Origin of the sequence: Coraliomargarita algicola, assembly GCF_033878955.1 — a bacterium.
GTDB classification, from domain to species: domain Bacteria; phylum Verrucomicrobiota; class Verrucomicrobiia; order Opitutales; family Coraliomargaritaceae; genus Thalassobacterium; species Thalassobacterium algicola.
On the sequence record NZ_CP138858.1, the window covers coordinates 4,800,345 to 4,825,091 of the forward strand.

Below are 24,747 nucleotides of genomic sequence, written 5' to 3' on the forward strand. Positions count from 1 at the left end.
AATTATACGCTGACTAAGCGGAAGTTTATTCCTCTTCTTCAGGGCCTCTGGGGCCTTTAGGACCCTTGCCCTTGCGCATGGCTAGCATCTCTTCGCGAGTGATTTCACCATTGCCGTCGGCATCGATCTCATCGAAGTGCTCGAGGAGTCGTTCCATCCCAGCTTCAGTGGCTTCTGCTTTGGAAATGGCTCCATCTTCGTTGCTGTCGGCTTCCTTCAGGTTGGGGCCGCGTCGTTCAGCACCTTGGCCCTTTTCGCCCTTGGGTCCTTTTTCACCCTTGAGACGCTTCTGGTGGGCGATGCGTAATTCCTTTGGAGTGATTTGGCCATCCCCATCCGCGTCAATCTTATCGAAATGCTCGGCCAGTGGGCCTTTAACTTCTTCGAGCGAGAGCGTGCCGTTTTCGTCGCTATCCATACGTTGGAAGATTTCCTGTGGGGAAGGGCGTTTGCCTTTGGCTTCGCCTGGCTCGCCATCGGGCTTTGCTTGAGCGGTGAAGCCCAGCAGAGAGGTTGAGAGGACGAGCAGTAGTAATGATTTTTTATTCATGATCTGTGATATTGTAGTGTTAAGTTCGCAGCGGAATGTGCTGCTTGATCTAAATATCGAGATCAGTTGGCTAAAAGTTTCAGAGAACTTTTTAGCCACGTTTTTAGCCGCGTCTCAGCCTCCGACCTCCGACTGCTGAATTATAGCAGATTGGTGGGCAAACTCTCTTCGATGGGGGGCGTTGGTGCTGTATCAATGAGGCTTGGGCTGTATTCGAGGCCCTCGGCGATCCGCTCTAGGCAATGGCGATCGACGGGTTCTCCGCAGAGCTCGGCTTCCAGCGTTAAGGACAGCAGCCCGCAGGCTTGAGCCCATTGATTGCGTTGGTCGGCTCCTGCTTGTTGACTGAGTCGCTGAGGTAAATCTTGCCAGAGCTGATGCCACTCTTGGGTGAATCGTAGGCACAGTGGGCAGGCCTGGGTGCGACGCCAACGTACGAGTTGATGCGTGCTGGCATCGGATCGAATGTGATGCACCAAGCTGTTGGAGATCTCGCGAAGTAGCGGTAAGGGGGCGCTGATGCCTACGGGTAAGGCGCGCAGTAATTCGTCGACCGTAGGTAGCCATTGACGACTTTCCGCGACGAGTTGTAGCAGTCCGTTAAAATCACCGAAATAACGGTAAATGAGTACTTTATCGGCTCCAGCCAGTTGAGCGACTGCGTTGATTCCGAGGGCACTGCAGCCTTCATCCGCGACAAGTTTCAAAACGGCATTTTGAAACTTCTCTTCGGTTTTTGGGCGTGAACGGGTTCGTGGCATGACCGCCAATATAGAAGTCTTTTTTGGAAGGCGGCAAGCCTCGCGCGCCTCGTAGGTAAAAATATCTCCAGCAGGCCTTGGCAGCGCAGTGACTTATCGCGCGATATCGTCTTGGCCGATTACATTGAGTTGACTGCGGGTGAGGGTGTCCGCGGCCAGTTCATTGTCTTCCAGGCTGATCGCTAAGGCATAGCGTCCGTTGGGACGCATTAGGAAGGGGTAGATGTAGTGGATGTTGATTTCCGCCTGAACCAGCGCACTGGTGACCGTTTTTATTTGCTCTTCACTGTTCAGCTCGACGGCGATCAGTTCGCTCTGCACATAGGAAAACTGATGCTCGATCAGTAGTTTTTGAGCTTCGATCGGGTAATCGACTATCAGGCGTATGATTGAGCTATCCGTGGTGTCGAGTACCGAGAGTGCGATGACGTGCACCTCATGCACGGCAAGAAGCCCAATGATTTCATTGAGTCGTCCGACTTTGTTGTCGGCGTGGATTGAGAATTGAATGACCGGCTGAAAATCGCCCGGCCTGCGCATTACTTCTGCTGGCATACTGTAGGCAGCTTAGAGAGTCTGGGGGAACTTGCACGTATTTTTTTTAAGGTTAAGCTTTCAACTTCGCTCAGATGTCGCTTGCTTAGATGTTTTCACTCCCCTTGATGTGCCGCTGACCCGCTTATGTTCGAAACATTTGAATTTATTAATGAGGATTTTCCATGGTTCTTCGCCACATTGGCCGCTGTTTTTGGAGCGCTGACAGGTAGTTTTCTCAATGTGTGTATTTACCGCATTCCAGCGGGGCGCTCGATTATATTTCCGGGCTCGACCTGTGCCTGTGGGCGACCGATCCCGTTTTATCATAATATTCCGATTTTTACTTGGTTGATTTTGCGCGGGAAGGCGAGTTGTTGTGGAGCGCCTTTTAGTATTCGCTACCCTGCGATCGAGTTGCTCACGTCGATGCTCTTTCTGTGGGTTTGGATGATCTATCCCCCAGTGGTTGCTATGTTGGGGATGTTGTTTGTGGCCTTTTTGATTTGCGCGACCTTTATTGACCTCGACCATATGATCATTCCCGATCGATTCTCGATTGGTGGTATGGTGATGGGTGTGTTGTTGTCTTTTATCTTCCCCGCGCTTCACGGCATCGAGGGCCTGCCAATTGTGTCTCATATTCAGTCGGGAGTGACCGCGATTGTCGGGGCATTGGTCGGCGCGGGCTTGGTTTACTGGATCGCGGTGCTGGGTGAGATCATATTTCGCAAGCCAGCCATGGGAGAGGGCGATGTGAAATTTGTTGGCTTTATCGGCGCTTTTTGCGGCTGGCAGGGCGCAGTATTTGCAATGTTTGGAGGTGCGTTGGTGGGCTCGGTCGTATTGTTGCCCTGCTTATTATTGGCACGTCTCTTCGGCGGCTCAGATCCGACGGAGGAGCGGACCGCGCCGAAGGCACAGGATCGCGCGGAGGCGGAGTCCGCTGAGGGCGAAGAGAGTGAGGACGAAGAGATCGAAGTTCAGTTTGGGGCGCAGGTGCCCTTCGGTCCCATGCTTGCTGTTGCGGCGCTCATATACTTTTTAGGATTCGATGCGTATGTGGATGCGTATTTCGCAGAGTTCGCGAGTTATTTTTTTATGCCCTGAGCTATGGACGTGCTGTTGATCTTGAGTCATAGTGTAGTATGAGAGAATCCGATGCATTTCTTGTAGCGGCGATGGCCTACTGCCTGTCTTGGGAGATTACCGGGGCGCGTGCCAGTCAACATTGGTCGGGCATTCGCGACTATATTAAGCAAAATAGCACACTGACCGAAACCGAGCGCTGGTGCTGCGAGCTCTACGAAGAGTCCAGCCCGACAGCGCAAGAGGAGCGCTCGATTCAATCGCGCATCAATGCACGTATAGATCACCCTCGCATGGTGATCAAACTGCGCCAATCGATTTTGGACATACTGCCCGCGACGATTGTCGAGAGTGCGCGCAAGCATCGGCTGATTCAATCCTTGATCGCCCCAGAGGGGTATGGGCCGCTGCGTACATGGCTTGCAGAGCGCAATATTGCAGGTTTTCGACCGGTGCCGCCAACTTTGGCACCGCTGGCCGCGCGTGAGGCTGAGTTTTATCACTTCCTGGAGTCTCCATGTTTTTTAGAAGGCTATCGCAAATACTGGCATCAGGAGCCCAAGTTGCGAAATAATAAGCAAATGCGAGTTTTGCTTAGCGTGTCGGCTGCGCTTAGTCAGATGTTAACCGTCGATAGTGCGGAGGAATTGCAACACTGGTGCGCCCGGCTGGCTGTGATTGGGAGTTACACCGAACAGACCCAGCTCGATGTCGTGGAGCTGTGTTCAATGATGTCGGCGGAGTCATATGATGCGCACGAGCTCGGCTATCGTTTATTAGTCGATGCTCAAGCTTTGGATCGGCAAAATATCGTCACTTTCTGTGAGCGCTATGCCGACGAATTGACAGGCTTCGCACGCGAACTGGTGCGCGGCATGCAAATCACCGCTTAATCCATTGAGTCTTCGATCGCGTTTTGTTGTCGCGCGATGTCGTGTAGTGTGACGATCCCCAGTAGCTTGCGAGTGTCTTTACGGCTGACGACGGGAGCCTGCATTACATCACGGATCACCAGCGTATTGGCCGCATCACGGATCGAGTCGTCGGGATGGATTTCAATAATGGAGTGTCCTGCCACCCATTCGCCGATGCTCCGGCGGTCTTCCGCTGCTTGAAGCTCTTCCAATTCGTGGTGCGTGATCATGCCCAGCAATTCTTGTCGATTTTCGTTGGAAACGATGGTGTAGGCATGGTGCTTGTGCCCGTCCTGAGCGATCCGCTCCAAATTCGCCTTGGCATCTAGTTCGCCAAAAGCGCTCCGGCAGTCGTGGGTCATAATCGTGCTCACTGGCAGATTACGCCAGTCGCGATCGCCCCGGTAGGCTGGTAGCTTTTTTAGGCTGATGCCATCTTGCAGCAGTAGGGCGTCGTAGATGGGGATGCTGCGCAGCTTGCCCGCTATGATGTAAGCGATTAGATTGCCGATCATCAACGGGAGGATCAGCGAGTAGTTTTGTGTCATTTCAAAGATGATGAGCACTGAGGTCAGTGGACAGCGAATGACTGCTGCGAAAAAAGCCCCTGTGCCTAATAGTGCCGTGGCGGCCGCCACCGATTGGTCCACGCCTAGAAATTTAACCATTAGCACACCGAACAAGCCACCGAGCATGCTACCGATAAATAGCACTGGTGCGAAAATACCGCCACTGGCGCCGGAGGCATAGCAAACCGCAGTCGCCAAAAACTTACCCACTAGCAAGAGCAGCAGCACTTGCCAGATCAGGTGACCGTGGAGTGTGGAGTTTAGATCATCATATCCAATGCTAAACACCCCATTGTGACCGCCGCTGAATTGCCAAACAGTCACCCCAATCAGCCCCACACTCAGGCCACCCAGAGCAGGGCGTGCCCAAGAGGGAATCTTTGTGGCTTGTTTAAACTGTGCCCGTAGTCCCAGTAGCAGCGATACGAACAAGTGTCCCAATAAGCCGGCCGCTGGCCCGATCGCTAAGCAGACCAGCATCCACCAAGACGTTTCAAATACTTCACGCGTGGCATGCAGGGCACTGTGGTCGCCGATCAAGCTGCGTTCCACCACGGCCGCGACCACCACGGCAATCAGAATGCCCCCCAGCGCCTTGCTGCTGAAGTTATTATCAAAGAGCTCCTCAAACACAAAAGTGATCGCTGAGATCGGGGCGTTAAACGCCGCTGAAATGCCCGCACCCATTCCCACGGGCACCATGGATTGGATACGCAGTTTGCCCAAACCGAAGATGCGGCCCAATTTGGATGAGATCGCGCTACAAATATGAACCGTCGGACCTTCGCGCCCCAGACTATTTCCGAAACCAACAGAGATCGTGCCGATAATAAAACGCCAGAAAGCCTCCGGCGTTTTAATGATGCCGAAATTTTGGTAATAAGCCGCCTTCGTTTGTGGAATCCCCGAGCCACTTGCAGTGGGGGAGACGTAGCGGATCATCAAGCCCACCAACAGTCCCGCCAGAGCTGGCGAGAAGATCATCGCTGGAATCGTCCAGAAGCCTAGGCCCTCATACAGGGCGAACATATTCTCAAAAGTAAAGGTGATGGCCAAGTGAAAGCTGACTCCGACCAAGCCACAAAGGACTCCGGCGCAGATACATAGCATCAGGAATCGTTGGCCGTCATTAAAACGACCCCGCATCCAATTAGGAAGATTGTTAAGACTAAATGATTCGCGTGGCATCGGTGTGATTACTGAAAAAGAAAAAGCCGTGCAAGAAGTTCTGCACAGCATGATTTAGGTCTATAAAAGAGTGGTAGAGCTGCGCGAATAAATTTTTAAAAAAAATACTTGGCAAAGTGAAACTTAGTCCTACTGTCCACCACTTCTTCACTTTTGGTGAGATATGCAAGTGGCTAAAGCACGCAGACTGTAAATCTGTTCTCTTTGAGTTCGCTGGTTCGAATCCGGCTCTCACCACCACTGTTAAAGCGGCCTCGCCGCTTTAAGGCCCGATCTACGGATCGGGCCTTTTTTGTGCATATTGCCCTATATTTGCCTATATTTGACTATTTACATGTAATGCTCACAGACTTTAATCTGTGTTGCATGGCTCGGAAAAATTTTAATCTCGATGCGGCTATGCGGGCGGATGCCCGGGAGGCGCTTTCCATTCTTAGTGATGCAGGTTTTGAGGCGGATGCCCCCTTGACGGCCGCGGCGCGCTTGGCGGTTGGTAAGGCTGCAGGCGTTGAGCGAACTTCATTAGAGGCTGCCGTGGGGCTTTTCTTGAAAGATTGTCTGCGTCGCAAGCTACGTGCGCGGACTGTGGATTTCTACGAGTCGAAGCTGACTCTTTTTATGGGCGACTCCAAAGGCGAGAGGGCGCTTGACGATTTTACGCGGCCTGAGCTGCGGGCGTGGCTGCTGGCGGAGCCTGGGGCACGTTCTACGGTGGAAGGCTATTTGCGGGCGATTCGTGCTTTGTTTCGCTGGGCGCGCAGACAGGAGCCGCCGCTGTGCGTTTCGGATCCTACTGAGGGTCTATCTCTGGAAATGGCGATTGAAGAGCACCAGGTGGGCATTCTGCCGGTGGAGTCAGCGGCGCTAGTGATGGAGCTGACGCGAGATTCGAGCTATGGGGCGGCTGCTGCGCTGATGTTGTTCGCGGGGGTGCGGCCCTCTGAGATCAATTCGCGCGAAAAGCCTGCGCTCTTGTGGGGGGCGATTGATTTTAAGGCGCGCACGGTGCGGATCGATGCGGCGATTGCTAAAACGCGGCGGGCTAGAGTGCTGGAGGGGCTTCCTGCTAATCTGTGGGCTTGGTTGCGCCTATACCGTGGAAAGGCCGAAGAGCCGGTGTGTAGAGTTCAGACGCGGTTTTTATCTCGGTTCGTTTGTAGCCGCAAGGAGTGGGCGGGGGAAGCATGGCCGCAAGATGTGTGTCGGCACTCGTTTGCGACTTATCACATTAGCCGGTTTGGGAGCTTGGATAAAACGAGCCTGATTATGGGCCACGAAGGCAAGCCGCGCTTGTTGCACCAAAAGTATAGAGGTCTGTGCTCACTGGGGGATGCAAGGCGTTTTTTTGAGATCATGCCTGATGGGGCGGCATGAGAAAACGCTCCATGGGGCAGGGCGATTCTTTGGGGCGTGCTTAGACGACTAACTTTTATAGAGATTGTCTCTTAGCAGGGCGGTGCCTTTGGGGGTGCTGGTGGGGATTATGCTGTCTGATTTGCAGCTGGGGCAGACTTTGCTGCGGGAGCTGATACGCCAGACGGAATAGAGTAGCCCAGGCAGTAGAAAGCAAAGCCACAGTAGGACCTCTAAGGCTAGGCTGCCTTTAGTGTGGCTTACGGGTTTGTCGGTGGTGCTTCCGCAGTTGGCACAGATGTATTTGGGGAGGTGTTGGGCCATTTTTTTGGGGGAATGTGGCGCGTTTTTTTGAAAGCGTCTTAGTTTATGTGAGAAATCGTTCTCTTTAGCTACGTGTTTTAACTGAAAAATGGCAATACGGAAGGCTATTTTTGATACATGAATGGGTATGATGGACTGCACAAAACGCAGTTTCGGAGCTATAAAGTAAAACCTTTCGTTTCGTTTTATAGCTATGAATAGACATCCAGACACAAGTAACACATCAGCAAACTCATCCGGTCTGATCGGCACGACCGAAGCCATGCGGCTGGTTGGGTATCGCAACAAATCGAGGTTCCTTGATTTAGCAAAGCGCGAAGGTCTGCCACATTATAAAATCGGTTCAGCTTTTAAGTATAAGAAGCCTGAAATCGAATCATGGATTAACTCGCGCAAGGTTGGAGGGCAAAGCCGATAATGCCCACCTCAGCAGACATCATGGCTCGTATGGCGATGGACAGTAACCCGTTCCTCGGTGAGCTCCATAGCAACGTTAAGGAAACCAAAAAGGCTTCTACCAGCATGAGTAAGGAGTTTAAAGCCGTCGCTGGTGCAGCCGGGTTGTCGGTGGCAGGGGTTGGCGCATTGGCGACGGCGGCAATGGAAACGGCAAACGAGATCGAGACCCTTGCCGGCATCGCTGGCACTGGAGTTGAAGATTTCCAGCGGCTTGCTTTTGCCGCGAAGGGCGTGCGAATCGAACAAGAAAAGCTCGCCGACATCTATAAGGACACTCAAGAGAAAATCGGTGAGTTTTTACGCTCTGGTGGTGGGCCTATGAAGGCCTTTTTTGAAGAAATCGCCCCTTTAGTCGGTGTCACCGCCGAGGAATTCCGACACCTGAGCGGCCCCGATGCCCTGCAGCTCTACTACGACTCGATCGAGAAGGCGAACGTGTCGAACTCGGAAATGGTTTCATACATGGAAGAAATCGCCAGCGATGCCACCGCGCTGATTCCACTGCTCGCTAATAGTGGTGCTGAGTTCGAGCGCCTCGGGAAAAAAGCTAAAGTGATGGGTGAAGATACAGTTCAGGCGCTCTCCGAGGCTCGAAAAAGCATTGAGGAGTTCAAAAAGGATATGGTTGTTTTTGCCGGAGAGGGGCTTGGGGCCCTCTATGAATATTACGGTGGCCTCTCTAAGCTTTTCGCGTCTGTCGTGACTGGCAGGAATCTGTTTAGGGAATTTGCCGAGGCCGAGGCGGCATTGGCCGAGGCTGAAGAGGCGCTAGCCGCAAAGAGAGCTAAGCGCACAGAGGAAACAGCTAAGGCCGCAGAGGTCGAGGCAGTGCTAGCTGAAGAAACTCGCGAATACGTCGCGGTCCAGGCTTCTGCAATTGAGATGGCCGAACAGCGCGCCGCCGCCGAAAAGAAGCTGCGTGAAGAATTTGAATCCTCTGTGGCTGAATACATCAAGGCCGCCGAGCTGGAGGCCATGCAGACCCGCGCCGCTGGCGATGCCGCCGCCGCCGATGCTATGGACGCGCGGATTCATAAAATGAAAGAAGCCGCTCGCGTGGCCAAGCGTTACGGTATCAGCCTCGAAGAGGCCGCCAACCTGGTGCAAAAACTCGCCGAGCAAGAGGCCGCCGCCGCCAAGGGCACCGGCACCGGCAGCCCCGGCGCTATTTCTGGTAGTGCTGCTGCGGATGTTGCCGCGCAGGAGGCCGAAGACGACCGCGTGCGCGGCAAGATCCGCCCCGGGCAGATCCAGAATCGCCGCCCTAGCACCATGCGCGCGCGAGAGCTCGCTGCTGGTCTCTACAATACCACCCTAGGCCGCAACGGCGCCGCGCTCGATGGCATGAGCTCCGCTAGCAGCTCCAGCACACCCAGCGCGACCGATCGCGCAGAATCGAATATTCGTGCCGATAACCCAAGTCAGGGCGTTCTAGTCAGCATGGAGCGTTCATTAAAAGTGATCGAATCCGAGATGACCAAGCCCGCGCCAAGAATCTAGATGAGCCCGAAAATTTTCAAACTTTCGCCCCGTGAGGCTTTGATCTTTCAAACGGTCTCTGCCGCAAAAGCTCGCGAGCGGGCTAAGGATGCGATTGCTGCAGCTGCGCGCGCTTTTGAATTGGCCCGCGCGAAGGGGCGATCGGCTTCGCGGGAATGGGATGATTTTATTCAGGCTTGTGAGCGATTCAATGCGCTAAATGAACCTGCAAAACTAGACTTAACACCTAACCAATTGAACTAAATATGATTACGAAACTTACTCGCAAAAGATTAGAGGAAAGCTCTCGGGCTAGATCTCTAAAGAATTCTTCTGGAGGCAGCTCCTTGAAAAAATGGAAAAAATCCAAGCGCAATCTGGATTCTTCATCGGTCGCTAGAAACCCCCGCCCTGTAAATCCATCGGTGTCGGCAGACAAATCTTGCAGGAATACGCATGCTCGCAAGAGCCTTGCAGCTCTTGCGAGCGGGTCTAGTATTCAAACAACAACTACAAGTTCGAAGCTTTCAGTGAATCTGGAGCGGCGATCTGTTCGGAATTCGCATGCTTTAAAATCGCTAACCAAACTAAGAAAATAGCAACCAACCATGGACAAACCCACCAAAATTGAACTAGAGAAAGCACAAGCTGACTTCCTAGCAGCTCGGAAGGTAATTTCTGCGGCCCAAAACGCCGAGCGTAACGAACGACTTCAGGCGGAGCAACAGGCAAAAATCGATGCCAAACTCAGCGCCTATAAAGAGCGCGTAGCTTCGTTTTTTGATCGGCTGCAGCACCGGCTGCAGGAAGCGGAATCTGTTGCTGAACAGAACCTTCCAAGCGCTGCGGGTGATCTAAACACCGATGAGGCCTTTGTCAGTGCCTGCTGGCAGATTGCAGCGTTACGTGTAGCTCTTGAATACAAGGCCGCAGCGTATGCGGAGGCGGGCATCGAAGTTGATGTTTAATTACCAAAAGACTAGGACTAGCAATAAAATGAGTGATACTACTGAAAAATCTAACGGCGCGCCCGCTAAGACAGCGGCTGAATTGGCTATGAATCGTAATTGGCCAGATGTCGAACTAAGCGATGAAAATCGGGATTACTATTACCGAAAGATTCGCAGAGATATTCCTCTTGGATCGAATCTCTCGCCGGAATTTTCGGCGCTCGATGTGGCGGAAGCTGAATTCGAGGAGCACCGCCAACGAATCGAAGAGAAGCGGCGTGAGGTTGCAGAAAAGCAGCTTGCGATTCGTCGTATCGAAATCCAAATTTCTGATAAGAAGCTACAGCTGGAAGGGGTGCAGGATTTAGAAGAGGGCCTGCAGTCAGCTCTTAGTCAAGAAAAGCAATGGATCGATTCGCATCTGCAAGCGAAGCGTGGCTATGGTGACGGGAATCGAGTTAACCAATTTGTAGGCTGTTGCATGCGCAGAGATACGATAATATCTGTTCTCAAGCTTGAAGTGCCAGCGCGCATTAAAGAGGTTGAAGGCGAGCTCGCCGTTTTAGAATCAAATCTGCTGCAAATGACCGGCAAATTTGACGACAGCTCAGGGAAGGTTGCCGATTAGATTTTTTTGAATTTTTTGGAGCATGAGAGCTCTGAAAAAGGGGGTAGTTCCCCGGAATTAGCATACCGGGTGCGGTGCCTGTGTTGCCTCGCTGCTGAGGTTGGTGCCGCACCCATTAATTTATATCATGAGCAAAAATTCAGAAACAGGGTTGAAAGTCGATCCGCCGCGTAAGCGTTGGCGTGAATCTTGGTTTTTGCCTGGTGATTCTTTTTATATTCCGAATAAAAGGGGCGAATGGGTTGTTCTCACTCGGGCGGATATGGTTTTGGAGCTAAAGGCTCAAGGGCTGCGCAACTCGCTGTCTGAGGATGAGGTCAAGAGCGGCAAGCGTCTATCCGAGTGTGAAGCTGCTATTCTGGAAATTAAGAAAAACCAGGTGCTCGACTATTGCGGTCTGCTCGCTGGTTATAAGGCTGGGTTTTATCGTCTCAATGGCCGTAAAGTGCTGGTGACTCATTCGCAAGACATGGGCACTGAATGTGCAGCTGCCGTTTGTTGGAATGAAGATCGTCTTACTGCATTTGCCGATGGTCTCGATTGTGGCGACAGTGCTATTGGCTCGAAATGGGTCGATGATTTGCGAGAGCTAAATATCGAGACGCTAGAGAGCGAGCATAAGGATGCTGCTCGATTCCCGATTCTGTGGCGCTTTTTCAATAACCTTTTTAACCGTGATGATTATGATCAGCGGCACCTAGTTTGGGGGATCATGCAAGATACATACACCGCACTCGTGAGGGGGTGCAGTGAGAATAGCTTACCCAGTCAAGCGCCTGCGTTGTTCATTGCGGGCGAGCCTAGCGCGGGTAAGACTTTGCTATCTGAAATCATGCGCGTAATTTATGGCGGGCGGCGTGGTTTTCCATATGAGTATTTGACCGGCACGACCAACTTTAACGAGGAACTTTTTGAAGCGACCTTGATGTTAATTGATGACGAGGCAGATAAAACAGATATCCGATCGAGGCACAATCTATCGCAGAAGCTCAAGCAATTCACTGTCGGCGCTGGTAATCGGCTGCACGGCAAAGGCGCTAAGGCTCTCGAATCCGCTCCGCTATGGCGTGTGCTGATGCTGTGTAATACGGATGAAGACAGTTTGCGCGTGCTGCCTCCGATTGATATGTGCGGCGATAAGTTCGTGCTGCTCAAAGCACATGGTGAATCCGTGCCATTGACGACTGATTCACCGCTCAAGAAGCGTATGCTCTGGAGTGCGATCGTCGAAGAGCTTCCTTTTTTTAAGCATTGGCTGCGCAATGTTTACGAGCTGCCCAAGGAATGGGGGCCAACGCATAGATTCCCGGTCAAGCCGTGGCACCACCCTGGTATTGTCGATATCATTGAGGACGTAGCGCCTTGGCGTGAGACGTGGGATTTGCTCTGTAATACGCTAATGCGGCATGGCATGATTGAGTTTAATGGGGTTGAACTTCCGGAGCACTGCTATGTTGCGACGTGTCAAGCCATGATTGATGAGTTGCGCGAGCATTACGAAGTGTATAAGCTCACAAGGGCCGAGGCGGAAGCGCTCAAGGTTCGTTCGATTGGCCGCTATCTGAAGCAAGTTGAAGCGCGAAATAGTGGCCATGCGATACAGCGGCGCGACAGCAATGGGACGCGTTATTGGTGGTTGTCACGTGATGGAGTGTTCAAGCGAACATGAGATTTCTTGTCATTATCTCAAAAGCTATAATGTCAGTTTCTGACGTTATAGCTTTTTTTTATCTCGGTGGCGGGCCTGTTCGGGGTGGTGCAGGTGGTCTTCGTCGAAAAAATGACATTATTCAGACATCACTGACGACAAGGTTTTTGATAACGACAAGGCGCGATTGGCTGAATCAATAGGTTTCTGGGCAGTCTATGACATATTGTCGTTATATTTAACATATATACTAAACACACGCGCCTGCGCGGTTGGGCTGTAGCCAGTAACCTGCAAATATAACGACAATATGTCATCTCATATAAATTCATTCGAAGATTCTATTTTGTATTCATGCGGTGCAGATCGCGGTGAGATCCGTGACGCGATTAATTTTTTAGAGGGGGCCGGTATCTCTTGCGATGGTTCGGGCAAGGTTGATGTCGATCTAGCCTTAAGACGCGTGGTGCTAGATTTGATCCATCCACCTGCCTGGTCGAATGCCGCATTCGAGGCCGATATCATCTGTCTAGCTGCTGGGCTGGGGGATCGAGATTTGACCGTTAAATCTGTGGCCAATAAGCATGGCTTCGGTGTGGCTCGGGTTCGGGAGCTGGTCCGCGATCGGGCTGGGCGCTATGATCTACCGGATTTCGCTTGATTCGTGAGGCGGGTTTCACGGATCAAGGCCCCCCACTAAGGAATCTATTGATCCGGGGCTAGCCTCGAAGGTTTGGCGACGTGCGTCGTTTTTCTGCCTGCGCTATGTCGCCGCGTCGTGTCGTTTCGTTTCTGCCTTGAAAGCGTGCGCTTTCGTGTGCTTGCGTAATTTTTGGCCTTTTACTACTGCGCTAAATTAGGGCTTGAACAGTGGCGCGCCTTCTGGCTGGATTGTCAGCGTAATGGCTGACGTGGAAATCAGCCCTACGAATTCAAACGTGAAAAAACAAAGCATCTTTCTATGTAGTGAATACTTTGCGCCCTGCGTGGGCGGTCGGGCTGCTTTGGCCCATTTCCACCCGCTCGCGTTGGGGCGCATCTAGGAAGATTAAAAAATGAAAGACCTGAAATGTAATGCCTTCATTCTCAATGTGCCAGTTTCTAGCCGTGAGTTGCATGAGCTAATTATTGCCGCTAAGGTGGCGGGACAAAGGGAGCGGCTATTCAATCGCGTTGCTGTGGCCAATGGGGCGGCCCGCGCATTAAGTAAGCCATTGCCATACGGGCAAGGCGACAAGCAATGCCCTGGGGCACTGGCGCGGCGTCGTGAAATGATGCCGCTCTTAAGTTCCGATGAATCAGGGGCGGTTCAAGCTGTATCCGTCGTGCTTTCCGGTGATGAATACGCCGATCTGTGCGCGGCTGCAAAATTGCGCGGTCTCACAGTTGAGGCGCTGAGCAAACAAATTATTTGCGGGGAAGCGCAAAGCTGGCTGGAGGCTTCCGCTCAAGACGATGAGTTTTGCAAGTCGATGCAGGTTTCTGATATGGCGGTTGAATACCTACGTGAGCTTAACGCTGGTATTGAAGTGCCTCAATTGTGGGCGATCGGAGTGGGGCAGGATTTAAAGCCAATCTTTCGCGAACGGCTTACTTTACTGGATCGTCCTCACTCACCGGTAGCGCCTGCTAGGGCGTTCAGAGCTGCCCTGGATCGTGGGGCGCGTGGCGTTGTCGTCGTGCGGGTGCATCCTGCTGATTCAATCCCGAATGAAGATGATGCCCGCGAGCTGAAGCGTTTACTTGGGGCAGCCGCAATGCTTGGATCTGAGTTGATAGATTTCATCGTCATGAATCCTATTGGCAACTGCTCGTCTTACTACGTAGACCCAGAGCTTTGGGCCGCTCCGGCTCTCGCACCATCGCTCGATGGCCCTCGCTATAATATCGCGGAATGGCGGAAGCGGGGGCACCTAGTTTAAGGTCGGAATATGCCGAAAAACACCTTTTTTTCAGGAAACTGGCACTTCGGTTTTTGTAACTTGTTGTTTTTCAACTATGAGCCGCAGACTGTAAATCTGTTCTCTTTGAGTTCGCTGGTTCGAATCCGGCTCTCACCACCACTTTAAAGGCCGTCCGTAAGGGCGGCCTTTTTTAGTGGTGAGAACGGATGAAGAACCAGCGCTGGTTCGACGAAAAGAGCGCAGCGACTGGAGATGGGGCCCCCGGAGGGGGATTTCGCAGAGATTTTGCGTCGCAAAACCAATCCGGCTCTCACCACCACTTTAAAGGCCGTCCGCAAGGGCGGCCTTTTTTAGTGGTGAGAACGGATGAAGAACCAGCGCTGGTTCGACGAAAGGAGCGCAGCGACTGGAGATGGGGCCCCCGGAGGGGGATCTCGCAGAGATTTTGCGTCGCAAAACCAATCCGGCTCTCACCACCACTTTAAAGGCCGTCCGTAAGGGCGGCCTTTTTTAGTGGTGCTGAGATTTAGAGCTTTCTTGGGTGGCCTCGGTTCTCAGAACCGGGGAGAGGCTTAGGGGCCCCGCAACTTAGTTTCGATTGCTTCGACATCGCTTGCAAAGCAAAGCAGTAGGCTAGCTTTCGGATGATCTAATAAAATTCTGAGATTACTCGCAAAATTTAAAATGTAACTTGACTATTTCGCATTCTTGCGAAATTAGTGTAGTGCAATGTCAAATTCCACCTCAGATGTGTTCAAAGCTTTAGGCCATCCGGCTAGGGTGCAGTTCGTCAAACTCTTAGGCGAGGGCGAGAAATGTGTCTGTGATTTGGTCGAAAGTGTGGATCTGGGCTGGTCGACTGTATCCCGTCATCTCTCGGTGCTCAAGGAGGCTGGTATTGTGACCGATGAAAAACGCGGCTTGCAGGTTTTTTATAAACTGAGTCTGCCCTGTGTGAGTCAGTTCATCGCTTGCCTGGAGCAGGATGGCGAGACTGTCAATGCGGACTGCACTTGCCACAGCATGGAGACCTGAAACTTTTTTTAATCCTTTATTTCGCTATTTCGCGTAATAGTAATATGAATGCTAAAACTGAATATAAAATCGCCGCCTATTTGGGCGCGATCTTTCTGGTCTTTTACTTTCTTCCGGTGGGCAGTGCTCGCTTTGATCACTCCGTCACGGAAGCCTTGGCCTTGACCAAGTGGTATGCGCGTGAGCATGTCGTACTTTGTCTTTTGCCGGCATTTTGGATTGCGGGCGGCATCGCGGCCTTTGTATCGCAGTCATCAGTGATGCGCTACTTGGGGCCGAAGGCACCCAAACCGCTGGCTTATGGCTTCGGTGCGATTTCGGGCACCATCCTTGCCGTTTGTTCCTGCACGGTGCTTCCCTTGTTTGCGGGGATTTATCGTATGGGCGCGGGGCTGGGTCCAGCTACGGCTTTTCTCTATTCCGGGCCTGCGATCAACGCGCTGGCCATCATCCTCACTGCCAAGGTTTTGGGCGCACAGATTGGATTGGCCCGGGCCATTGGCGCGGTGAGCTTTAGCCTGCTGATCGGCTTATTGATGGCTTTCTTCTTTCGCAAAGAGGAGCAGCAAAAAGCGGCCGCGGCAGTGGCCATGCCGGACGATGAAGCGGCGCGCCCGCTCTGGCAGACGGCTGCCTTCTTTGCCAATATGGTGGCCATATTGGTTTTTGCCAATTGGGGAGGCGCGGACGATGCCGGATTCTTTGGCGCGGTCTATGCGATCAAGTGGTGGTTGAGCTCGGCCTTTGCCTTGCTGTTTATGTGGATGCTTTGGCGTTGGATGCATGTGTCGGGCCTGCGCGTCTGCCTCACCATTGCTGCGGTCGCTCTGGTTGCGATACTCACACAGGGGCATGCGACTTGGGCGGTGTTCACCGGGGTGCTGGGACTGGTTTGGATGACTGCGGGGCAAAAAGGTGAGACGGGGGAATGGTTTGAGCAGACCTGGTCTTATACCAAGCAAATCATGCCGCTCTTACTCGGTGGGGTGCTGGTGGCAGGGCTCTTACTCGGACGGCCAGGCGCGGAGGGATTGATCCCTTCGGAGTGGATCAGCCAGTCGGTCGGGGGCAACTCGCTGGGGGCCAACCTGTTTGCCTCCTTAGCGGGCGCCTTCATGTATTTTGCAACGCTCACTGAAATCCCGATTCTGCAAGGCCTGCTTGGCAACGGTATGGGCAGCGGTCCCGCGCTGGCGCTGCTGCTGGCGGGCCCCGCGCTGAGTCTGCCCAACATGCTGGTGATCAACTCCATCATCGGGCCCAAGAAGACCACCGTCTACGTCAGCTTGGTGGTGACCATGGCCACCCTCAGCGGCTGGATCTACGGCTTTCTTTTTTCTTAGTCATCCGCAACTCAAACAGGACACATTATGAAACAAATACAAATCCTCGGCACGGGATGTGCCAAATGCAATCAACTCACCGCAGCGGCCGAAGCGGCTGCCAGCGAACTCGGTATCGAATATACCATCGAGAAGGTCACCGACATGATGCGCTTTGCTGATTTCGGCGTCATGATCACCCCTGCCATGGTAGTGGACGGCGTGGTCAAAGTCGCAGGCAAGGTTCCGTCTGCGGAAGATTTAAAACAAATGCTCCAATAGTGCTGCCATGAAACGTATTCTACAAAGCCTACTTTTATTGCTGGTTCTCCTGGGCATAGGCGCGGGTATTTACCAAAAATTGCAGCCGGCGCCGTCTGTCAGCCCTGAGCCGACAGTCACGGCCGCCGCGGATGCAGTCGCTTCAGCGCCGGTGCGATCTGAGCGCGTTACGGTCACTTATTTTACCTCCGACGTGCGTTGTATCTCCTGCAAAAAGATCGAAGCCCTCACGCGTGAAACCTTAAACGAGCGCTTCGCCGATGCGCTCGCTGACGGCGCACTGGTGTTTGAAACGCACAACATCGATCGCCCGGAAAACAAGCACTACGTCGAAGACTATGAGCTTTCCTTTAAAACCGTAATCATCGCCAAAGAATCAGCCGACCCAAAACAAGTCCGCTGGCAGCGCATGGACGATGTGTGGACCTACTTAAATGAGCCCGAGAGTTTTAAAGATTATCTCGATGCCGGTATCCGCGAAGTGCTACCGAAAACAATCTAATTCAAGGTTATGGCTTTATTGATATCCAGCTTTACCGCGCTTTGGCTCGGGATCGTGACCTCGGTCAGCCCCTGTCCTTTGGCGACCAATGTGGCCGCCATCTCAATGCTCAGCCGAAAGGTCGGTAATCAAAGATACGCAGTGCTGGGCGCGCTTGCTTATACCCTCGGCAGAATGGTTGTTTATCTGGCTTTGGCGCTCATCCTGTTGGGAGGGCTCAGTTCCATGCCCGGACTGTCGGCGTTTCTGCGCAACGGGATCGGCCCCTTTATCGGTCCCTTACTCATCTTGACGGGGATGGCGATAGTCGGTTGGTTGCCCTTGCCCTTCGAATTGAAGCTCGGCAGTGCTGCCACCACCGAGCGCTTGTCCCGCTGGGGACTGCTGGGCGAATTCATGATCGGTGCCATCTTTGCGCTTTCATTTTGCCCCGTTTCCGCAGCCTTGTTTTTTGGCTCACTCATTCCACTGTCACTGGAATCGTCCCTGCCTCCCGTGCCTGTCTTGCTTTACGGCCTGGGTACGTCGCTCCCGGTCGGGATCATCGCGCTGGTCATCGTCTTCAGCTCCCGCAAGGCCAGCGCACTGCTGGGCGGCTTGCAAGCCGTGCAAAAGAAATTGCTCTGGATCACCGCAGCCTTGTTGATCGGCATTGGTGTCTGGCTGACGCTCGATAGTTTGTATTAAATATTGTTACAGAAATCAGTTGTGTTCATCCCCACGCGAGTGGGGAATGCCCACACGAGCTCGCCCATCACGGATATGCTGGGGGTTCATCCTCACGCGAGTGGGGAATGCTGTGCGTGTTATTGTTGCTGTCGAATCGTCGGCGGTTCATCCCCACGCGAGTGGGGAATGCGGCCACAAGCCAGCCTCCCGCAGCGCATACTCCGGTTCATCCCCACGCGAGTGGGGAATGCACGGAAGAAGCTGCGATACGCGCCTCTACCTGCGGTTCATCCCCACGCGAGTGGGGAATGCCTATGATTTAAGTGATTGCACATCGTCCACGACGGTTCATCCCCACGCGAGTGGGGAATGCTGTGCAGCTTAGGACAGCGAATGTTACGCCGTCGGTTCATCCCCACGCGAGTGGGGAATGCCTACGGCCAGCAGATCGCGGGGGTCCGGGTGGCGGTTCATCCCCACGCGAGTGGGGAATGCTTAGCCAGGAGCACACGCCCACTCACATACTGCGGTTCATCCCCACGCGAGTGGGGAATGCCAAAGAGCAACGAAAAGCGGACTGCAAGAGGACGGTTCATCCCCACGCGAGTGGGGAATGCTTTATATGAAGAATTAACATGGCTCCCGCTGCCGGTTCATCCCCACGCGAGTGGGGAATGCTTTTTCAGGCTGCAACAGTGGCTTTACATTTACGGTTCATCCCCACGCGAGTGGGGAATGCTCCGTAAAGTATGGTATCCACTATGACCCCGCCGGTTCATCCCCACGCGAGTGGGGAATGCTTGCTGTAGGTGGCCTCGCCTGCGTCAGGTATCGGTTCATCCCCACGCGAGTGGGGAATGCATACTAGTCCGAAAAAATGAGTCGCCCCGCAGCGGTTCATCCCCACGCGAGTGGGGAATGCTTGAACAAATACTCTCGCAGTCCGTTTATCTGCGGTTCATCCCCACGCGAGTGGGGAATGCAGGAATGCCCAACGCTACGCCGTCGCAGTGGCCGGTTCATCCCCACGCGAGTGGGGAATGCAAGCTGAGGAGGCTATCATTGCTCAGTTCCAACGGTTCATCCCCACGCGAGTGGGGAATGCTCTGTATTGACATAGCAACTACAGTTCGAGCGCGGTTCATCCCCACGCGAGTGGGGAATGCCGGTTGCGATATGAGCGACCCGACGCACTTCACGGTTCATCCCCACGCGAGTGGGGAATGCAGCAACTCGACCACTCCAGGGTGATGCCATGGCGGTTCATCCCCACGCGAGTGGGGAATGCATACGCTTACGCCGCGCAGTGTCCGACTCCGGCGGTTCATCCCCACGCGAGTGGGGAATGCCCATCACTATTCTTCACCGGCTCAAACTTCAGCGGTTCATCCCCACGCGAGTGGGGAATGCCTTGATTAAGGTATTCATTTGTATTCATCTGTCGGTTCATCCCCACGCGAGTGGGGAATGCGCCCGGCCACGATTGCCAGCTATCGCGCCAGCCGGTTCATCCCCACGCGAGTGGGGAATGCAGTCCGCTTTTTGCTTGTTCTGCGGCGGCTGGCGGTTCATCCCCACGCGAGTGGGGAATGCATAGCCGCTTTAATCGCTCCGTCTGTCGTCGCCGGTTCATCCCCACGCGAGTGGGGAATGCCACTTAGCAAGATTAAAGTTGCTATTTCACTACGGTTCATCCCCACGCGAGTGGGGAATGCCGCACGAATCGAAGGCATACGAGACTCTAAAGCGGTTCATCCCCACGCGAGTGGGGAATGCATATTCCCAATCACGAGAAGACCGGCAGGAAACGGTTCATCCCCACGCGAGTGGGGAATGCCTCCTTTGATTTCGGGTTTTCTGGATTCTATACGGTTCATCCCCACGCGAGTGGGGAATGCAGCTGTTGATGCTCTGCGAAAGTATAAAATACCGGTTCATCCCCACGCGAGTGGGGAATGCTCTCGTATTACGAGTGACTTACAGAACTTGAAATTTGAAAATGATCAAAAGAGCAAGGGTAGATATTATTTTGCGTAACCGAGTCGGCGTAGGTGTTCGTAGGCACTTGCACAGGCGATAACGTCACGGAGGGCATCGTGTTTGGGCCCGTAGTCGTCACCGAGTAGTTGCTGGTGTAGTTCGCCTAAACTTGGGAAGTCTGCCAGCCGCTGCTTCTTTTCTTTGCGTAGATAGGCTTGGCCCATGTAGGCGGTGCAATGGCGTTTATTAGGGAATGCGATGGGATAGCCAATCCGCATGGCTTCGCTTTGGATAATGCCTAAGTCGAAATTTAAGTTGTGCGCTACAATGGTGTCCGCATCCTGCATGACCTTGTTCAGCATTTTTAGCTGTAAGTGGAGATCTTCGCCTTCTTCTTCGGCTTGTGTTTGTGTGATGCCGTGGATGCGCATTGAACTGTACGGAATTTGAAAACCGACGGGGCGAATCAGGGCGCTGTGATCGATTTCTATCGCGCCCTCATCAACGAGACCCCAGGCAATCTGCACCATGCGCGGCCATTGCTTATAGTTACGCTCGGTGACAAAACTGAGTGGCGTGAGTCCAGTGGTTTCGGTGTCAATGATTAGATGCATGCCGACTACTTCGATTTGTTGCTAAGTTCTTCGATCAGCGAAATACCGGAAAGCTCCAGTTCTTGCTGTCCGCTGGCACCTTGAGGGCCGAAGCGTTCCATTTTGTAGCCTTGGCAGTTTGGCCAGGAGGTGATGCTCAAAAAGCCAAAATCGGGTGGGGCGTGTTTAACGATAAACTGCATCACTTTGTCATGAGTGCGCACATTTAAAGTGCCGACAAACACATTGGGCCGTGGTTCAATAAACCATCGTTTCAAGTGTCCGCGTATAAAGGCAGGCACGTCGTTGGCTACGATTACGGTCATGCTTCGGATTTGGGTTGGAGTGGATGCGGCTTCGGCTCTTGCAGCGTGCTCAGATCGTCGAATAAGGCTTTAAGTTCCTTCGGAGCGCGTTGCAACATGCGGCTTTGCTCGACATTTCGCTTTAGGATTTTACGCACGAGTTTACCATCGTCTTTAGGATCGATTGAGATCGCTTCAAACGCGGCGGGCCAGGATGTTTCGTGTTTATATAAATCGGCGGCGTCGTAGATAAAGGGGAGTGTGCCGGCCTTATGGACAAATCCCAATTGTGGGATAAAGCCCATCGAGCAACACACTGCGGCGATCAATGCGTAGTGCGAGGCAGTCGCGGCGGAAAGGGCCCGGTTGATATTGTCCGCCATGTTCCAATTGGACGGCGAATAATTGCGTCCTTTCCAGGTGACGCCATAGTGCTTGCCCAGATCTTCGTAGATTCTTTTGACGCGTTTTCCTTCCATTCCCCGTAGTTGTTCAATCGATACGCCACTGGTCGGCACATCCGGGAAGCGGTGGCGAAACATCCGGCGGGCGACTTCGTTACGCTTTCGCGGGGCTGCCCAGGCTTCGGCGTGGATACGAGCCATCGAATTGTCATGATTCGGAGTGATGCCAAAGGCGTAGAAGCGGAGTCCATCTTCACCCAGCCAGAAAATGGGGCAGTTGCATTGAGCCGCGGCCTTAATGGCCGCATGGGTGACGGTAGTGCCCGGACCGAGGATGAGTGCGGAGACGGTCGCCACGGGAATGGGGCAGGTTTTACCTTTGGAATCGATCCACTTAATTGCCGCGTCATCCACCTCGATACGCCCGTGCTCCAGATAGATGGGCGTCCATCGGTCTTTGGCAGACGTGAGCGTATCGAGGGGAGGGCGTTGGAAGAGGGGCATGGGGAGAGCTGAGGGCTGAGAATTTCAGGAAACGGTGCTTATATAAATGGGTTGATAACTTCGATGTCGTCGTAGAATTGTCCGCTTTGGAGGTCTTCGGAGTAGAGTCGTTGACACTTTGCTTTTTGGGCAGCAGCTAGGATCAAACCATCCCAGTGGCTGACTTGATAACGTTCATGAAAGAGTCGGGCGTCGAGAAAGGTTTCAGCCGTCATGTCTTGAATGGGGAACATTAGCCAACGCTCAATCCAGTCGAGTTCTTCCTGTGCGGTGAGGTTCAACTTTTTGCGGTTGCGTGCGTTGACTATGAATTCGTTGAGCACCTGCACCGATAGATGGAGGCCGCGCTGCAGTAGCAATTTGCGGGCAATCTGCGTCTTACGATTGATCGGTAACGATTCATCTGCTGCATAGACGAGGATATTGGTATCAACGAACGCGTTCTGCATAGATGTCGTCTCGGCTCATGGGTTGAACAGGGGCACGGTCACTTTTCGCGCGTTGATTGGCGATGGAGTAAAGTGCCTCCATCGCCTGAATACGCTTGGTCTCGCGTGCTTCGATTTCGTCCTCATCCCGATTGAGAAATTCCCGCACCATTGCACTCACCGAGGTTCCCGCCTTCGCGGCGCGGATGCGTGCCTTACGGTAGGTTTCATCGTCCACTTTCAATGTAATATTTTTCATAAGGTAGCACAGTAACTGTGCAGCTGTGCGAAGTCAAGGGGGCTAGTGAACAATATAATTAGGGGAGACTGATGTGAAACAAATGCTGAGCGCTCACTCCTACTTTAGTATGTGTTTAAGATAATAGTGGCGGCCCAACGCCGTTTTAAATAATACGCCGTTGGGCATTCGATCTTGGTTCATTATTTATAGAATCCCTCGGAATTGTAGATGAAGTATAATCACCTTATCGTTAGAGTTAAAGGCTGCTCATTTTTTTGTTGGATCGCTTAATCAGTCGCTGGGCGGTGATGCCTGATACCGCGTGCCTGATAGGCCGCTGGCACGGCACCGTGGTGCTGCCCGAAGGCGATGGGTTGGTCGCTTTGATAGAAAGCACCGTCCTGATCTGGATTGGCGTCCAATTCTTCTTGATACTCGAAGCTTTCCAGAGGCGCGCTTGTCATTGCCGGTAAGGCGTCTAGTAACTGATCGAAAGCAGCTTGACGGTCCGCACCCAAGGTGGGCGTCAGTGGGCTTGCAGGCAGGCAGGTTTTTCGCCCAAACCACACGCCCCATACGGGATCGAGTAATGCCGCCTGAACTTGGCTTAAGATCGCAGCATCACCTTCAAGCAAGGCGGCAAAGCGGGCATCCGTGAGATAAGATCGACGTGTGATGACTCCGTCTGGGGTGCCTTTAGTTTTCTTTATTCCGCCGGATGCCTTATGGTTGCACATCATTGCTTGCCAACTAGTCTGATCTCTTTCATTCAGAGGAGTATAACCACCACCGACGGTATGAAAATCCGTGAAGCGTGTGGGGGAGATGGCACGCTGAGTAAGCTGTTTATTCAAGCGCACTACAGTTAATTTCAAGTCGGCGATCGGGCGCAGTAAATTGGCTTCGGAAGATAAATTTTTATCGATGCCGAGCGCGCCTGCTATGAGTCCGATCAAAGCACTCTTGGTCGGAAAGGCATTGGTCTCTCGATATTGAAATTTGGAGGATGCGCCCCAGGATTGTAAGGGCGCATCAATGTAAAAGGCTAAGGCAGGCATGATACTTAGTCTTGTAGGAGGGCGTCGATGAAGGCATCCAAGCCGCCTTCGGTTTGAGTGAGATAGTGCTTGTCGCCCTGTGGGCCCCAGACCTTTTCAATCGAGCTTAAGTGCTCTTTCATTTTTTCCAGCGAAGTGGAAGCGAAGCCCTTGCCAGTGTTCTTGACGGGTTCTTCAAAGGCGTTGATGAGCTGTAGTGGTTGCCCTTTGTCTTTGCGTATGCCCAAGACTTCATGGGGCAGGGTGCCGGCATTCATTGAGTTTTTACGGGCATTCGGCACAGAGGTGAGTGATGATTGAATAAAGGCGCGTAAAATGGCTTTTCGTTCATCGGAGCTGAGCCCGCCAAGGTGACTAGGGGCTTCGAGTAGGTCGAGGTTGATCGCGATGTAGCGGTAGTAGGTGGCTGAATTGAATTCGAGGCTACCGATATGATCAGCTCCAGCATCTTCTGCGTCTTTCCTGTGGTCTCCTACGGCAGAAAAGAAATCGACTTCGTTATTGGTTTTGTGAGTCGAGAGCGCGTGTGAAAACATTCCAGCGCCTTCGACGTTGATTGTTGGATCATTGGCAATCATTCGGCCAAATAAGCAAATATCTGCTGAATCTGAAGGTGATGCTTTTTGTGAAGCCGCCTTAGGTTTTTTTCCTTCTTTTATTAGATTTGCTACGGTTTCAATTTCGTTAGGTGAAATAAATAATGGGGTCTTTATTTTGAATTCATTTTTGGGGTCAATAGTGCCATAGACTTCGCATAATTCCTTCGCTTTATCTTTCGCTTCTTTCTCTGGTAACCCAGCTGCTAGCAATGCTTCAATGAAGCGTTCATTGATGAAACGCGTTCGAATTCCTGTAAATTTAGCCTCAGGCCATGTTGTTTGCGCCAGAACACGGCTGGCACGTTTGAGGCACTGGCTGGAAATACGCGCACGTGGCACGCCGCCGAAGACCGCTGATTTCGGAGAGCCGACGTCGTCACGGTTGAGGCAAGAGACAGGGAAGGACTGGAGGATGTGGAGTTCGATGAGTTTCATAGTTTTTTGTTTGGATGTTTATGAGTTTGAAAAATGTTCT

The 24,747-nt window shown here is 52.8% G+C and carries 28 protein-coding genes, 1 tRNA gene and 1 CRISPR repeat array; of the genes, 17 read left to right on the forward strand and 12 right to left on the reverse strand.

Going from position 1 to position 24,747, the window contains the following annotated elements:
- Positions 1-25: 25 nt before the first annotated feature.
- The 3 genes from SH580_RS19635 to SH580_RS19645 form a co-directional block, all read right to left on the reverse strand.
- On the reverse strand, positions 26-550 hold the full coding sequence (locus tag SH580_RS19635; protein ID WP_319832513.1) for an EF-hand domain-containing protein: 525 nt from the start codon (positions 548-550) through the stop codon (positions 26-28).
- A gap of 140 nt (positions 551-690) precedes the next feature.
- Positions 691-1,311, reverse strand: coding sequence for a TetR/AcrR family transcriptional regulator (locus tag SH580_RS19640; protein ID WP_319832514.1), 621 nt, complete (start codon positions 1,309-1,311; stop codon positions 691-693).
- A 93-nt stretch (positions 1,312-1,404) separates the two neighbouring features.
- Positions 1,405-1,866 (reverse strand): ACT domain-containing protein, encoded by a 462-nt coding sequence (locus tag SH580_RS19645; protein WP_319832515.1) that lies wholly within the window; start codon positions 1,864-1,866, stop codon positions 1,405-1,407.
- A 126-nt stretch (positions 1,867-1,992) separates the two neighbouring features.
- On the opposite strand from SH580_RS19645, the gene SH580_RS19650 reads away from it, so the two are divergent.
- On the forward strand, positions 1,993-2,955 hold the full coding sequence (locus tag SH580_RS19650) for a prepilin peptidase (RefSeq protein WP_319832516.1): 963 nt from the start codon (positions 1,993-1,995) through the stop codon (positions 2,953-2,955).
- Positions 2,956-2,993: 38 nt separating this feature from the next.
- Positions 2,994-3,827: a hypothetical protein gene (locus SH580_RS19655; protein ID WP_319832517.1), complete on the forward strand. Its 834-nt coding sequence runs from the start codon at positions 2,994-2,996 to the stop codon at positions 3,825-3,827.
- Here the strand turns inward: SH580_RS19655 and SH580_RS19660 are convergent.
- The gene (locus tag SH580_RS19660) at positions 3,824-5,605 is read right to left on the reverse strand and encodes a chloride channel protein (protein ID WP_319832518.1); all 1,782 of its coding nucleotides are present in this window, start codon (positions 5,603-5,605) and stop codon (positions 3,824-3,826) included. The genes SH580_RS19655 and SH580_RS19660 overlap by 4 nt on opposite strands.
- Before the next feature lie 155 nt (positions 5,606-5,760).
- On the opposite strand from SH580_RS19660, the gene SH580_RS19665 reads away from it, so the two are divergent.
- A tRNA-Tyr gene (locus tag SH580_RS19665) sits at positions 5,761-5,845 on the forward strand.
- 126 nt (positions 5,846-5,971) lie between these two features.
- Complete coding sequence (locus SH580_RS19670; RefSeq protein WP_319832519.1) at positions 5,972-6,979, forward strand: tyrosine-type recombinase/integrase; 1,008 nt, start codon at positions 5,972-5,974, stop codon at positions 6,977-6,979.
- 48 nt (positions 6,980-7,027) lie between these two features.
- Here SH580_RS19670 and SH580_RS19675 read toward each other — a convergent pair whose 3' ends face one another.
- Positions 7,028-7,282 carry a hypothetical protein gene (locus SH580_RS19675; RefSeq protein WP_319832520.1) on the reverse strand — a complete coding sequence of 85 codons (255 nt, stop codon included), beginning with the start codon at positions 7,280-7,282 and terminating at the stop codon, positions 7,028-7,030.
- Positions 7,283-7,475: 193 nt separating this feature from the next.
- Here SH580_RS19675 and SH580_RS19680 point away from each other — a divergent pair, with 193 nt between their 5' ends.
- The 13 genes from SH580_RS19680 (at position 7,476) to SH580_RS19740 (ending at position 18,178) form a co-directional block, all read left to right on the forward strand.
- Entirely contained in the window at positions 7,476-7,700 is a 225-nt protein-coding gene (locus tag SH580_RS19680; protein ID WP_319832521.1) for a helix-turn-helix domain-containing protein, read from the forward strand.
- Entirely contained in the window at positions 7,700-9,241 is a 1,542-nt protein-coding gene (locus SH580_RS19685) for a hypothetical protein (protein WP_319832522.1), read from the forward strand. Before SH580_RS19680 ends, SH580_RS19685 begins: the two co-directional genes overlap by 1 nt.
- The gene (locus SH580_RS19690; RefSeq protein ID WP_319832523.1) at positions 9,242-9,484 is read left to right on the forward strand and encodes a hypothetical protein; all 243 of its coding nucleotides are present in this window, start codon (positions 9,242-9,244) and stop codon (positions 9,482-9,484) included. It abuts the gene before it with no gap.
- 344 nt (positions 9,485-9,828) lie between these two features.
- Positions 9,829-10,188, forward strand: coding sequence for a hypothetical protein (locus SH580_RS19695; RefSeq protein WP_319832524.1), 360 nt, complete (start codon positions 9,829-9,831; stop codon positions 10,186-10,188).
- On the forward strand, positions 10,181-10,798 hold the full coding sequence (locus SH580_RS19700; protein WP_319832525.1) for a hypothetical protein: 618 nt from the start codon (positions 10,181-10,183) through the stop codon (positions 10,796-10,798). Before SH580_RS19695 ends, SH580_RS19700 begins: the two co-directional genes overlap by 8 nt.
- Positions 10,799-10,925: 127 nt before the next feature.
- On the forward strand, positions 10,926-12,467 hold the full coding sequence (locus SH580_RS19705) for a DUF5906 domain-containing protein (protein ID WP_319832526.1): 1,542 nt from the start codon (positions 10,926-10,928) through the stop codon (positions 12,465-12,467).
- Positions 12,468-12,756: 289 nt separating this feature from the next.
- Entirely contained in the window at positions 12,757-13,107 is a 351-nt protein-coding gene (locus tag SH580_RS19710) for a hypothetical protein (protein ID WP_319832527.1), read from the forward strand.
- A gap of 394 nt (positions 13,108-13,501) precedes the next feature.
- A complete protein-coding gene (locus SH580_RS19715) occupies positions 13,502-14,368 on the forward strand; it encodes a JAB domain-containing protein (protein WP_319832528.1) in 867 nt (288 codons plus the stop codon).
- 711 nt (positions 14,369-15,079) lie between these two features.
- Positions 15,080-15,385: an ArsR/SmtB family transcription factor gene (locus SH580_RS19720; RefSeq protein ID WP_319832529.1), complete on the forward strand. Its 306-nt coding sequence runs from the start codon at positions 15,080-15,082 to the stop codon at positions 15,383-15,385.
- A 44-nt stretch (positions 15,386-15,429) separates the two neighbouring features.
- Entirely contained in the window at positions 15,430-16,728 is a 1,299-nt protein-coding gene (locus SH580_RS19725; RefSeq protein ID WP_319832530.1) for a permease, read from the forward strand.
- Positions 16,729-16,755: 27 nt separating this feature from the next.
- On the forward strand, positions 16,756-16,989 hold the full coding sequence (locus SH580_RS19730) for a thioredoxin family protein (RefSeq protein ID WP_308949750.1): 234 nt from the start codon (positions 16,756-16,758) through the stop codon (positions 16,987-16,989).
- A gap of 7 nt (positions 16,990-16,996) precedes the next feature.
- Positions 16,997-17,491, forward strand: a complete 495-nt coding sequence (locus tag SH580_RS19735; protein WP_319832531.1) for a nitrophenyl compound nitroreductase subunit ArsF family protein — start codon at positions 16,997-16,999, stop codon at positions 17,489-17,491.
- Positions 17,492-17,500: 9 nt separating this feature from the next.
- A complete protein-coding gene (locus SH580_RS19740; RefSeq protein ID WP_319832532.1) occupies positions 17,501-18,178 on the forward strand; it encodes an aromatic aminobenezylarsenical efflux permease ArsG family transporter in 678 nt (225 codons plus the stop codon).
- A gap of 21 nt (positions 18,179-18,199) precedes the next feature.
- A CRISPR array of direct repeats spans positions 18,200-20,119; the repeat unit is 29 nt; unit sequence CGGTTCATCCCCACGCGAGTGGGGAATGC.
- 65 nt (positions 20,120-20,184) lie between these two features.
- Here SH580_RS19740 and SH580_RS19745 read toward each other — a convergent pair.
- From SH580_RS19745 to cas7e, 7 genes are all read right to left on the reverse strand, one after another.
- On the reverse strand, positions 20,185-20,754 hold the full coding sequence (locus SH580_RS19745) for a 3'-5' exonuclease (RefSeq protein ID WP_319832533.1): 570 nt from the start codon (positions 20,752-20,754) through the stop codon (positions 20,185-20,187).
- A gap of 5 nt (positions 20,755-20,759) precedes the next feature.
- Positions 20,760-21,059 (reverse strand): type I-E CRISPR-associated endoribonuclease Cas2e, encoded by a 300-nt coding sequence (cas2e, locus tag SH580_RS19750; protein WP_319832534.1) that lies wholly within the window; start codon positions 21,057-21,059, stop codon positions 20,760-20,762.
- A complete protein-coding gene (cas1e, locus tag SH580_RS19755; RefSeq protein WP_319832535.1) occupies positions 21,056-21,946 on the reverse strand; it encodes a type I-E CRISPR-associated endonuclease Cas1e in 891 nt (296 codons plus the stop codon). Before cas1e ends, cas2e begins: the two co-directional genes overlap by 4 nt.
- Before the next feature lie 38 nt (positions 21,947-21,984).
- Positions 21,985-22,395: a PIN domain-containing protein gene (locus SH580_RS19760; protein ID WP_319832536.1), complete on the reverse strand. Its 411-nt coding sequence runs from the start codon at positions 22,393-22,395 to the stop codon at positions 21,985-21,987.
- Positions 22,376-22,633, reverse strand: a complete 258-nt coding sequence (locus SH580_RS19765) for a DUF6364 family protein (protein ID WP_319832537.1) — start codon at positions 22,631-22,633, stop codon at positions 22,376-22,378. Before SH580_RS19765 ends, SH580_RS19760 begins: the two co-directional genes overlap by 20 nt.
- A gap of 269 nt (positions 22,634-22,902) precedes the next feature.
- A complete protein-coding gene (cas5e, locus tag SH580_RS19770) occupies positions 22,903-23,673 on the reverse strand; it encodes a type I-E CRISPR-associated protein Cas5/CasD (RefSeq protein WP_319832538.1) in 771 nt (256 codons plus the stop codon).
- A 5-nt stretch (positions 23,674-23,678) separates the two neighbouring features.
- Positions 23,679-24,707 (reverse strand): type I-E CRISPR-associated protein Cas7/Cse4/CasC, encoded by a 1,029-nt coding sequence (cas7e, locus tag SH580_RS19775; protein ID WP_319832539.1) that lies wholly within the window; start codon positions 24,705-24,707, stop codon positions 23,679-23,681.
- Between the last annotated feature and the right edge of the window lie 40 nt (positions 24,708-24,747).